The organism is Saccharicrinis sp. GN24d3 (genome assembly GCF_052400645.1).
Taxonomy (GTDB): Bacteria; Bacteroidota; Bacteroidia; order Bacteroidales; family Marinilabiliaceae; genus Saccharicrinis.
Map to the genome: position 1 here is coordinate 347,720 of NZ_JBQTGI010000001.1, position 11,793 is coordinate 359,512.

Annotated in this window: 7 protein-coding genes; 4 read left to right on the forward strand and 3 right to left on the reverse strand. The window is 37.5% G+C overall.

The genetic code is table 11. The features are described from left to right. Positions 1 to 18: 18 nt before the first annotated feature. Both ACT29I_RS01090 and ACT29I_RS01095 read right to left on the reverse strand, forming a co-directional pair. The gene (locus tag ACT29I_RS01090; protein ID WP_430937184.1) at positions 19 to 1,551 is read right to left on the reverse strand and encodes an alpha-L-fucosidase; all 1,533 of its coding nucleotides are present in this window, start codon (positions 1,549 to 1,551) and stop codon (positions 19 to 21) included. Positions 1,552 to 1,826: 275 nt separating this feature from the next. Next, positions 1,827 to 4,277 (reverse strand): glycoside hydrolase family 2 TIM barrel-domain containing protein, encoded by a 2,451-nt coding sequence (locus ACT29I_RS01095; RefSeq protein ID WP_430937183.1) that lies wholly within the window; start codon positions 4,275 to 4,277, stop codon positions 1,827 to 1,829. A gap of 202 nt (positions 4,278 to 4,479) precedes the next feature. Between ACT29I_RS01095 and ACT29I_RS01100 the strand changes: the two genes are divergently transcribed. Beyond that, the gene (locus ACT29I_RS01100; protein WP_430937182.1) at positions 4,480 to 5,646 is read left to right on the forward strand and encodes a helix-turn-helix domain-containing protein; all 1,167 of its coding nucleotides are present in this window, start codon (positions 4,480 to 4,482) and stop codon (positions 5,644 to 5,646) included. 461 nt (positions 5,647 to 6,107) lie between these two features. Here ACT29I_RS01100 and ACT29I_RS01105 read toward each other — a convergent pair whose 3' ends face one another. Further along, a complete protein-coding gene (locus tag ACT29I_RS01105) occupies positions 6,108 to 7,718 on the reverse strand; it encodes an alpha-L-fucosidase (RefSeq protein ID WP_430937180.1) in 1,611 nt (536 codons plus the stop codon). A gap of 271 nt (positions 7,719 to 7,989) precedes the next feature. Here ACT29I_RS01105 and ACT29I_RS01110 point away from each other — a divergent pair, with 271 nt between their 5' ends. The 3 genes from ACT29I_RS01110 to ACT29I_RS01120 all read left to right on the forward strand — a co-directional run bounded on the left by ACT29I_RS01110 (position 7,990) and on the right by ACT29I_RS01120 (position 11,729). Further along, complete coding sequence (locus ACT29I_RS01110; protein WP_430937178.1) at positions 7,990 to 9,618, forward strand: sulfatase family protein; 1,629 nt, start codon at positions 7,990 to 7,992, stop codon at positions 9,616 to 9,618. 255 nt (positions 9,619 to 9,873) lie between these two features. Then, positions 9,874 to 10,455 (forward strand): RNA polymerase sigma-70 factor, encoded by a 582-nt coding sequence (locus ACT29I_RS01115; protein WP_444792514.1) that lies wholly within the window; start codon positions 9,874 to 9,876, stop codon positions 10,453 to 10,455. A 119-nt stretch (positions 10,456 to 10,574) separates the two neighbouring features. Beyond that, a complete protein-coding gene (locus tag ACT29I_RS01120; RefSeq protein ID WP_430934321.1) occupies positions 10,575 to 11,729 on the forward strand; it encodes a FecR family protein in 1,155 nt (384 codons plus the stop codon). Positions 11,730 to 11,793: the final 64 nt, after the last annotated feature.

The following is an 11,793-nucleotide window of genomic DNA, read 5'->3' on the forward strand; positions in this document are numbered from 1 at the left end:
GATAGGGGCGGTGACCAACTACAAATTCTCTTTAAATGAAGAAATAGATGTTTTAAACGTTAACTTGATAGAGTAAGCAAAATCATCTTTAGGCAGACTGGCAGGTAATTTAAACTTTAAGCCCTTAGCGGATTGTTTGTATGTTACCTTCTTTCTAGAGGATAAAAGGGTGGCTTTTTTTAAACCTGACAAATTTAATTCTGCTAAAGATGGAACAAGTGCTTTGTTGGGATACCCGAGGAAAGTAACATATAAGGTTTTATTGTCTTTGCTTCTCGTAAAACGAATATCCTCGGAGGAGTATTCAACCTGGTCGCCGTGCATTTTTTCGTTAGGAACAGTCGGGCCTTCACCGTATATTTCCCAGGGGCGCGTGGCATATACCGCTTCCCCATTTACTTTCAACCATTTTCCAATTTCTTTGATTGTTTTTTTGGCTTCTGTAGGGATGGTCCCATCAGATTTAGGGCCGATATTTAGCAGCAGGACACCATTTTTACTGATAATATCCATCAACATATCAATAGTTTGGTTGGCCGAGCGATATTCTTCGTCGGGTGCGTAACTCCATGAGTGTAAACCCAACGAAGTATCATTTTGCCAGAGGCGAGGTTCAGTACTTTCCATGCCGCCTCTTTCTAAATCCAGCACTGCCGATCCGGTAGGAAGCTTTTTCCTGTTTTTATAATTTACAGCCACGTTAGGGGAGGGGAATTTTCCTTTTCCCCAATCTATGGCTTTGTTGTAATAATATTCCAGGAAGTTTCTTCGGTGTTGTTCTTTAAAGGCATTTAAATTCCATCCCCAATCGAAATAATATAAATCGGGTTGGTATTTGTTGGCCAGCTCTGTAGTGGTTGCCCACCATCTTTCAACAGCGGCAGAATCAACTTTGCCTGTGCCATATAAGGCATGGTTTTCTTTTTTTAAACCATCGAAACCATTGCGATGGTTGTATTCAAAAAATTGCCCGTTCCATGCTGAATGGTTCGATACACCAAACTTCAACCCGCGTTTTTGAATAGCAGTTTTCATTTCCGATGTAAAATCTCTTTTAGGACCCAATTTAACAGAGTTGAAAGGTTGTGTTTCTGCATCCCACAAGCAAAAGTTGTCGTGGTGCATGGCCATAAATACAAAAAACTTAGCACCTCCCTCCACAAATAAGTCGGCCCATTCATCGGCATTCCATTTCTCGGCTTTAAACAGAGGGATAAAATCCTTGTATCCGAATTCAGATGGATTCCCAAATTTTTCCTTGTGATAGGCAGCCGTTTTAAGTCCACGTTTTTCATGTCCATGTCCTTTTTCTTTGCCAGAACCATCGTCCACGTTATACATCCATCTGCCATACCATTCTGCTGCATGATCACCGGCATAAGCCGGAACAGAATATAGTCCCCAGGTACACCAGTAGCCAAGTTTGGCATCACTGTACCATTCAGGTATTTGATATTGGGTGAGTGATACTGTGGAAGTGTCAAACTTGTTTTGTGATGATAAAAGTTGAAAACAGAATAAAAGAAGAAAGGGGATGAGATTTTTTTTCATGAATAAAAAATTAGCGAATTTTCAATAAGGGGCTGACTTAGAAGTCAATAAATTTTTGAGCAATCTTATAAATTGTAAGGCCGTGTAAATGGAATGGGTATTTATTAGTATCCCAACTTACAATTCATAAGTTCCACGGTTGAGCATACTACTTTTGAAACAGCTTCGGCTATCTATGATTTAATGGCTTAAGCCATGACTTTTGGGGCATCATGGCTAAAGACTAAGATGTATATTTCTCGATGCCCTAACTCAACAGTCAGGGTGAATCGATTTTACTTTGATTCTAACCGGATCATTGCACTTTCTAAATCTTCCGATTTAGCTGTAACCGTAATAGTTCCAGCTTCTTTAGTAGATTGAATTATAGCTAAACATTTACCATTAAAGGCAGTGTGTGAAGATGCTTTAAAAGGCTCAAGACACATGTTGTCACCATTACCAACTCCGGCAATAGTGGCTGGTCCTGAAATTTCAAATTCAAGCATGTTGTTGGCCGTTGGAACTTCGTTGCCGTCATTATCCAGAATAGTACATTCCACATAAATTAAATCCTGAGAATTGGCGTTCATCGTTTGGCGACGGGTTTCCATCTTGATTTCTGCAGCATCACCAGTTGTTTTAACCGTTTTCTCTGCATAAACTTTTCCATCTTTATACGATACAGCTTTAAGTTCGCCCGGTTGGTAAACTGTGTTCCAGCTTTGGTATTCTACTCCTTCTGTGCTATTTTTCTTTTTACCCAAGGATTTTCCATCCTGGAACAATTCAACTTCATCGCCATTTGTAAACGCGTGTACAGTTATGGTTTTACCTTCCATACCTTTAAAGTTCCAGTGAGGAAAAATGTGAACCATGGGTTTATCAGACCATTGGCTTTGGTAAAAGTAGTACCCATCCTTTGGGAATCCACATAAGTCAATAGGTGCAAAAGAAGACGAACGGGCAGGCCATCCAAACGGAATCACTTCACCCAGGTAGTCCCAGCCGGTCCAGATAAACATACCCATCACATACGGACGTTCTTTAACCCATTTCCATGCATCCATTCCGCTTTCGCCCCGGATATTTCTTTTTTCGACCCATTCGTAGGCTTCATCATGTTCATAGCCTAATTTGTCCCACCAAGCTGTTTTTGCATCGCCATATAGATATGTTCCGCGAGGGTAGAAGGATTGTGCTGATTCGTGTTCGGTGATTATAGCCATGGTGTTAGGCTGTTGTTGGCGTTCTTTGTCCAGGCCTTCATCTTTAATATAGTTATATCCGTAAATATCATTGACCGCAGCAGCACCCGGATCAGGCCAAACACCCCAACCATAACCATGTACCCCGTTTGTAACAGGACGGTAATCCAACTTATGAACGATATCCGCCAAGCGTTTACCGATGGGCTCTCCTTCGGGGCGGCGCATCTGGTCTATTTCGTTACCAATACTCCACATGATAACAGAAGGGTGATTTCTATCACGTTGAACAAAATCTGTCATATCTCTATCTGCCCACTCCTTAAATATCTTAGCGTAAAAATCAACAGGGATTCTTACTTTTTTACCGTTTTGGGTAGTAGCAGGTTCCTTCTCTTTTTCCCACTCATCGAACATTTCGTTCATCACTAAAAAACCCATGCTGTCGCATACATTCAAAAACTCTTCGGAGAACGGATTGTGGGCGGTACGAACTGCATTACATCCCATTTCGCGCAATTTCTCCAACTGACGCTCAACAGTTCTTCTGTGAACAGCTGCGCCCAGTGGACCACCGGCGTGATGCAGGCAAACGCCTTTTAATTTAATGTTTTTGCCATTTAGAAAGAAACCATTTTCACTATCGAATGCTAAATTCCGAACTCCTGTGTTATCCGTTTGCGAATGGATTAGTTTTCCATCGGTAATGATTTCTGTTTTTACAGAATAAAGATGTGGATTTTCAGGATTCCATAATTCCGGATTTTTAAGTGCAATTTCTGTTTTTGAAGTATGGCTTTGTCCTGCTTTTGCGTTTTGCTCGGCTTCCTTCCGGGCTACTTCAATTCCTTTTCGATTATAAACAGAGTAAATGATTTTATAGTTTTTGTCCTCTTTAAAATCGTTCTGAACTTTGGTTTCAATAGCTAATGTGGCCTTTTTTTCAGAAGCTTTGTTGGCTACAATGTAATTCTCCCAAATGGGGATATATAACTTATTGGTGGTAATTAAATGAACATGACGATAGATCCCTGTACCTGTATACCAACGAGAACCCGGTTGCGAAGAGTTGTCGAGCTTTACGGCAATCACATTGGATTCTCCAAATTTGATATGCGGTGTCATATCGTAGTAAAAAGCAATGTAACCCAATGGTCTTTTCCCGAGAAGATTTCCGTTAATATAAACTTCAGAGTTACGGTAGGCACCATCGAAATATATAACGAAGCGCTGGTCTTTCTGATCTTTGGCAACCATAAAATTTTTGCGATAAGCACACTTTCCCGCAGGTAACCAGCCTCCGCGCGAAAACGAAGGGTTGTCTTTGCTAAAGGGTCCTTCTATACTCCAATCGTGGGGCAAGTTGACAGTTTGCCAACCATTATCGATAAAGTTTGGATTTTCTGATCCTATAGCTTCACCTTTTGTGAATTTCCAATCAAAGTCAAAAAGTTCCTTTTTGTTGAGATGTTGTGAATTACTGCAAGAGGCTATACTTATAGTTGTAAGTACAAAAATAATGAGTCCTAATCGTGTCATAATTTTTAAAAGAAATTAAATGGATATCTATGGCGTTAAGTGTCATGTAAATTTATAAAACCACATGATTATGTGTTGTTTAGCGTAAATAGAAACTGTAATTTAACCGTTAATTATAATGTTAACTAACCTGACAGTCAATGTTATAAAAATGTAAATGATTATTTATTGTTAGTTTAGATTTTTATAGTTTTGTGCTTATATGAAAAGCATACCCGATATCATAAAAATTAATCAGTCACTGGATAAGGTTGTTAACCACTATGTTTTCACTAAGTCACCCAGAAATGCGCGCTTACTGAGTTTTTTAGTAGGTAAGGCTGTGGAAGGTGAAGATATTAAAGAGCATATAATCGGAGTTGAATTATTTCAAAACAATTACAATCCGGATAGTAATGATGGCAGGGTAAGGGTATATATGTTTAACCTACGAAAAAAACTCGATGAGTATTATCAGGCAGTGGGGGAGCAGGATGAGGTCATTTTCAGGATTGAGAAGGGACAATATAATGTGCATTTTATAGAAACCCTGAAAATTGAAAACAGCGATGATTTAAATGGTGAAAAAAAATCTTTAACAAACAATATGGCCATTATCTTGGCGGGAATTGTGTTGGCCCTTAGTGCCCTGGTTTTTGTTTTTTATCCTAAAGATAAATCCTATTGTTGGGATGACTATTTTTCTCCCAAGGCACAGAATATTTGTGTTATAGCCGATCATCTTATTTGCGAAAAAGAACTGGAGGATGGCTCGTGGATGCCGGTGCATATAAAAGGCATAAATTCGCAATATGAGTTATCTAAATATATGAGCGATAATAATATAACCGATTTAAGGGCTGCAGACTATACCATGATGACAAAGATGGCACCTTATGCCTTGCATGAATTGGATAGGTGGTTTTACGCACATGACAATAAATTTGAAGTGCGATTGGAGTCGGAGTTGCGATTAGAACAAGTCAGAGATTACAATATAATTTATGTGGGACAATTTAAAACCATGAACGCTTCGGACGCACTGTTTTTGAGTAAAAGCAAAGTGTTTTCAAAGTATGTGGATGGCTTTATGTATAAGGATGGCACGAAAAAGCTGAAATATACAACGCACAACGAAAACGGTAGGAAAACAGAATATGCTATGGTTTCGTGTATGCCCTTGAAAAACAACAATGTGGCCCTGTTTTTAACCTCCAACAATGATATTGGCACGCTTGCCACCGTTAGAAACTTCACCAATCAAGTATGGCTCGACGAATTCTTCAATGAACTTCCCAAAGGGACAAAACACTTTAATGCACTATTTAAAGTAACTGGTATACACAGGACCGATATGACTTGTGAACTGGTTCATGTAGAGGTGATGTAATTAAATTCATATTTTAAACTATTCTTATCATAGTAGGTTTTGTATGGCGCTATATGCGATATATTCGATATTTAGTATCGTGAAAGTAAGTACATCTATATGTGATAGTCGTGAGTTTTTGAAATATATTGGTTTATTAAAAAATGGCGTTAGAGGATGGAAATTATGAGATATTGTATAATAGTTTTTGATTATTGCATTAATCATCCCTTAACTCCAAGATTCATGCTACGGGATAGTAGGTGTGGATGCTTAGCTTTGCATTAGTAGCTTATTGGTGTTTTGGTTGAGGATTTGGAGATACTGTCATGGCTTAGGCCAAGTAGAATTTCGACATGTTTACCAATCGGGAGGGCGGTGTTGATGGATGAAGTCTTTTAAGGTTGTATGTGGTGCATGATAAAGCATAAAAAAGCCCCCAGACTGGAGGCTTTTAAAGTTAATATAAGGAAATAGATTGATTATAAGTTCTGCTCAATTGCTCCACCTATATCCGCTTCTTTATATCCTTCACAGATTATTCTGAAAGCATGACTGTGTTTAGAAGGGTATGAAGATGGGGTTTTGATTTCTAAACCTTTCGAAGTTCTTTTCCACTTTATTTCTTCGTCGCTACCTAATAGTTCCACTTTCTCAATAGCTACTGGTAATACAGCCATATCGGTACTTAAAGTCTTAATAACGATATCCTTTTTAGGCGTATCCATTACAATAGCAAAGAATTCAGTATCCGATTTTTTCGTAAAACGAATATCGGTTTCTTGGTATACAATTTTTTTACGCTCAATTTTATGACCACCCGATGGCAGCCGAGTTGGTCCTTCTCCAAAAGTTACCCAGGGACGTGTTCCATAAATGGCGTCACCGTTAACCGCTAACCAATCTCCCATACCAATTAAAAGATCCTTCATCACTTGGGGAATAGTTCCATCCGGATCTGGTGGTACGTTTAACAACATGTTACCGTTTTTGGATACAATATCAACTAAGATATCAACCAGCTGATTCGTTGTAACAAATTTCGCGTTAGATCTGTGGAACCAGGCACCTGGGGAAGTGTCCGTAATCCAGGCTTGCTCTTTTATTTGGTTCGGGCGACCACGTTCATAATCTCTGATGGCAGTCTCTTCTGTAAAAGTGGTTTCCTTAAACAGAACAGCCACATCTTTATTCCACTCAATTCCTTTGTTGTAGTAGTATGCTAGAAATTCTTTTCTACATTCTTCGGTCATATTTTCCAACCACCAGTCAAACCAAAGTACATCCGGCTGATATACGTCAATATATTCTTTTAGCTTGGCCCACCATTGCTCATGAAATTCATCATCAGGCATTTTGTCGTCCATGGTGTGTTTGTTGGTATAAAGGTCATAATCCTTTGGGTCAACCTTTCCATACATGTGCGCCGGCGCATAATACATCCAGGTAAACGCGTGGTGAAATGAAGCTAAAAACTTCATGTTCCGTTTTTCAATCTCAGACTTAAGTTCTTTGGATACATCAATTCCGCCGTAGTTAACCGAGTTCCATCGTGTTGCTTTGCTGTCCCACATAGCAAAGTTATCATGATGCATGGCGACAGGACCCGAGAATTTAGCTCCAGAGCGTGCAAATAATTCAGCCCATTCTTTAGCGTCGAAACCACTAGGGTCAAACTTTTCAATTAAATACTTGTATCCAAATTTTTCTTCTGTGACTGGGTCGCCGAATAGTTTTTTGTGGTGAAGGTAATTGGAAGTGGGTTTTCCTGTGTTTTTTCCGGTTTCCCAGTTAGGTACTCCGTTAACTCCATACATCATCATTCCGTGCCAGCCAGCCATGTGTTGATTAGGTTCCATTTCCACAAAAGCCTGAGAAACAGGTCCCCAGTGTGCATAAATACCAAACTTAGCATCTTTAAACCACTCAGGTACTTGGTTTACTTTATTTAATGATTCCCAATCCGCGGTAAATGTTTCCTTACCATCAGACGATGCAGAGCTTTTATCTATGGACGTGGTGGAGCAACCGCCCAATGTTATTGCAATGGCAGTACTTAAAATGTACAATCCCGTTCGTAATTTTCTGTCCATTTGTTATAGTGTTTATTTATATTATTCTCAATAGTTACTAATTATGACCTTATTTTTAGACATGTAAAATTACCCGAAGCGATTAATTTCAAAGGGAACAAATAAGAATGAATAGGGGGGGCTTTTGTTTGAACATTGGTGAAAACGCTGTTTTGGTGGTCAATGGGAGTTGATATTTTAAAACCCCCCTCTTTTTCTTACCTGTTTGTGTAATGTTGGTTTCATTCTTACTGTTAATTTTAGGTTTTAATAATATATAATCATAACTATCATGTTTAATGCAACTCGTCAAGTAATAGGAATGCTGACCATCGTGTTGGCTGCTTCAGCATCTTGTAGTTCTGTTACTAAAGAAGAAAATAAACCAAACATAATATATATCATGTCCGATGATCATGCCGCACAGGGCTTGGGTATATATAATAGCCGTTTGGCAAAATTAAATCCTACACCTACCTTGGATAAGTTTGCAGAGGAAGGAATAATATTTGACAACTGTTATGTTACCAACTCTATTTGCACGCCCAGTAGAGCTTGTATTATTTCGGGGCAGTACAGCAATGTTAATGGAGTAGTCGACTTGGAAGGACATATTGGTGATAAACAGTATCTTCCTGAAGAAATGAAAAAGCTGGGATACCAAACGGCTATTATAGGTAAATGGCACCTGCACAATGAACCATCTGCATTTGACTATTATAAAGTGCTTGTTGGACATGGCGGACAAGGAGAATACTTCAATCCGGTATTTATTGAAAAAGGAATGAAGTATGAGTTTCCAATAACTAAGAATACAAAAACCATTAAAACAGAAGGTCACAGTTCGGATGTGATTACGGATCTTACCTTAGATTACCTAAAAAACAGGGATAAAACGAAGCCGTTCTTTTTAATGCACCATTATAAGGCGCCTCATGATTTGTTTGAGTTTGCGCCTCGCTATAAGGATTATTTAGAAGAAACATTTATTCCTGAGCCAGCTAGTTTGTATGATAATAAGAATAATGGTTCTGTTGGAACCAAAGGTTATAATGATGAGTTAATTAATATTATTGGATCATCTGTTTCACATCGAAATACTATTCGTAATATGGGTATGCATATGGATATAGATCAGAATATCCCTGATCCTGAGTATACAAAGCTGGCTTATCAAGAATATATGAAGCGTTATTTGCGCTGCGTAAAAGGAGTGGATGATAACCTGGCACGCTTATTCGATTACCTTAAACAAGAAGGACTTTGGGAGAATACCATTATTGTTTATACAGGAGACCAGGGTTTTATGTTAGGAGAACACGATTATATCGACAAACGTTGGATGTATGAGGAGTCAATGCGTATGCCATTTATTGTTCACTACCCTGAAAAAATTAAAGCGGGACAAAGAACAGATGCCATCATTAACAATACAGATTTTGCACCTACCTTAATTGAAATGGCAGGAGGAACAACGCCTGAGTACATGCAAGGTAAAAGTTTTAAAAAAGTTCTTGAAACCGGTCAAGAACCTGAAGGATGGAGGGATGCAACCTATTACAGATATTGGATGCATATGGCTCACCGTCATGCAAATCCTGCTCACTTTGGGGTTCGAACCAAGGATTATAAGTTGATATTCTTTTACGGAAAATATTGGGTAGATACGGATGACCCGAATGCTGAATGGAACAAAAAATCGTGGGGTAACGATTTTACCCGTCATACACCTCCGGCCTGGGAGCTTTACGATTTAAGAAACGATCCGAAAGAAATGAACAACGTATATGATAATCCAGAGTACGCCCAGGTTAAAGTAATGATGAAAAAGAAACTCAAAGCACTGCGTGAAGAAATAGGAGATACCGATGAAAACTATCCGCATATCAAGAAAATAGTTGACGAATACTGGAATCAATAATCGAATTAAGATAAAATCATAATAATATTATAAAGGCGTTCAATGTGTTGACGCCTTTTGTTCTGGTATTGTTTTTGTTGTGTGGTTGAGCGGTATTGTGATAAGAAAAGTTGGATTAATGTATGCAGTTGTTTTTTATGTACTGTATTTTTGTGAAGAAGGAAAAGCGATATCATTGAATGTGAATAAAAGTAGAACGATATAAACAGGTAACTTATATTTATGTAGTTTTACTAAATATCTACAAATAATAGCATGAAATCCTTAAGTCATGAAAAACCATTAGAAGTATATCGTTTTGATCAGGACATTTTAAAAAGGCTAAGGAATGGTGATAGAAGGATTTTCGAAGTCATTTTTGAGGATTATTACGATAGCCTAGTACAATTTGCTGAAGTTTATGTATTTAACCGATGTGTGAGCGAAGATATTGTACAGGATTTTTTTGTGTGGTTATGGGAAAATAATGACTCTCTAATAGTCAGAACTTCGCTTAAGGCATACTTTTTTCAATCAGTAAAAAACAGGTGTTTCGACTATTTAAAACACCTTAAAGTAAAAGATAAATACAGATTGCTTTCTATTTCGACTCAATTAATTTTGCAAGATGAGGATATCGAGGATGATAGTTCTTTAGAGTCTATTAAAATCGCCATAAATAATCTACCTCCTCAAATGGGAAAAGTATTTAAAGCCAAATACTATCAACAACTAAAGATTGAAGAAATAGCCAAGGAATTAAAAATTTCTGTTTCAACAGTAAAAACTCAGCTGGCCAGGGGAAAAAGTAAATTGCGTGAGCTCATTCATGATTTTTTGTTATTCTATTTTCTATAGCTTTTTTTGTATACTTTCATGAGTGGGATAGAGCTTGTTATAAAAAACAAAAAAAAGTAAAGATATGTGTCGTCCTTTTTGGAATCCTTGTCGTCTTAAGGAAAAATCAAAAAAGAAAAATGCATAAATCAAATATAGACTTTAATATTATTTGGAGAAAAATTCATTTTACTATTTCAGAAGACGAAAGCCAGGAACTCGAAAATTGGCTGCGATATTCTCCAAAGCATAGGGAGTTATTTAACAATGCGGTAAAGTTTTATAAAGAAGGCTCTTCATTTTCAAGAAAACCTGCTAATAAGAATAAAGCGCTAAAGAATATTAAAGCAAGAATTAGCCGCAAAATCGTTTTTACTCGTATAGTTGCTTCAGTTGCTATTCTTTTTATCATAGCCACAGTAACTTATGTGTTTCAAATAGATTCGTTTGATCCTGAAGAAATTATTGCAAAAAATATTGAGCCGAAAACAAAATCAGGAAAGCAAAAGGCTATATTAATACTAGATGATGGCACAGCAAAACAGTTGACAACAAAATCATCTATAAAGATACGACAAGGCCAAACCATTTTGCAACAATCCGAAGAAGGGTTGTCTTATGTTTCGACTATTAAAAAAGCAGATCAATTAATTTATAATACTATAAAAATTCCCCGAGGAGGTGAATTTTTTCTCGAATTATCCGATAAAACCAAAGTGTGGTTAAACTCCGAAACTATACTTCGTTACCCAGTAACATTTGCCAATGATAATAGAATTGTTGAATTGACAGGAGAAGCCTATTTCGAAGTTACTAAAGATGCAAAACGTCCATTCAATGTACTTTCAAGCAAACATACAGTTCAGGTTTTAGGAACCCAGTTTAACGTTTCTTCCTATCCAGATGATGATAATATTAAAACTACCCTGGTTGAAGGATCGGTTAATGTAAAAGCAGGTGATGCTGATGTAGTGACTCTTAAGCCTGGTTTTCAGTCAGTATATAATCCCGTTAATGATATTATTGCGACAGAAAAAGTAAATGTAGAGGAATTTGTAATCTGGAAAAAGGGATTGTTTTATTTTAAAAACCAATCATTGGAAGATATGATGACAACACTTGAAAGATGGTATAATGTATCGGTGTTTTTTAGTGATACAGTATGCAAAGATGTTAAGTTCACAGGGAAGATAAAACGTTATGAGAGTCTCGAGAATATATTATCTGTGATTGAAGAAACCAATGAAATTAGTTTTGAAGTAACTCAAGATGAAGTGTTTATTACCCGGAAATGAAGAAAGGATGTGATACGGCAATATCACACCCTTTTAATGTTAATAATTCCAAGTTAAATTAAAA

What these genes read in the sequence shown, in the direction of transcription:
- ACT29I_RS01090 (WP_430937184.1), bottom strand. Translation starts at nt 1,551, where the DNA reads ATGAAAAAAAATCTCATCCCCTTTCTTCTTTTATTCTGTTTTCAACTT.
- ACT29I_RS01095 (WP_430937183.1), bottom strand. Translation starts at nt 4,277, where the DNA reads ATGACACGATTAGGACTCATTATTTTTGTACTTACAACTATAAGTATA.
- ACT29I_RS01100 (WP_430937182.1), top strand. Translation starts at nt 4,480, where the DNA reads ATGAAAAGCATACCCGATATCATAAAAATTAATCAGTCACTGGATAAG.
- ACT29I_RS01105 (WP_430937180.1), bottom strand. Translation starts at nt 7,718, where the DNA reads ATGGACAGAAAATTACGAACGGGATTGTACATTTTAAGTACTGCCATT.
- ACT29I_RS01110 (WP_430937178.1), top strand. Translation starts at nt 7,990, where the DNA reads ATGTTTAATGCAACTCGTCAAGTAATAGGAATGCTGACCATCGTGTTG.
- ACT29I_RS01115 (WP_444792514.1), top strand. Translation starts at nt 9,874, where the DNA reads ATGAAATCCTTAAGTCATGAAAAACCATTAGAAGTATATCGTTTTGAT.
- ACT29I_RS01120 (WP_430934321.1), top strand. Translation starts at nt 10,575, where the DNA reads ATGCATAAATCAAATATAGACTTTAATATTATTTGGAGAAAAATTCAT.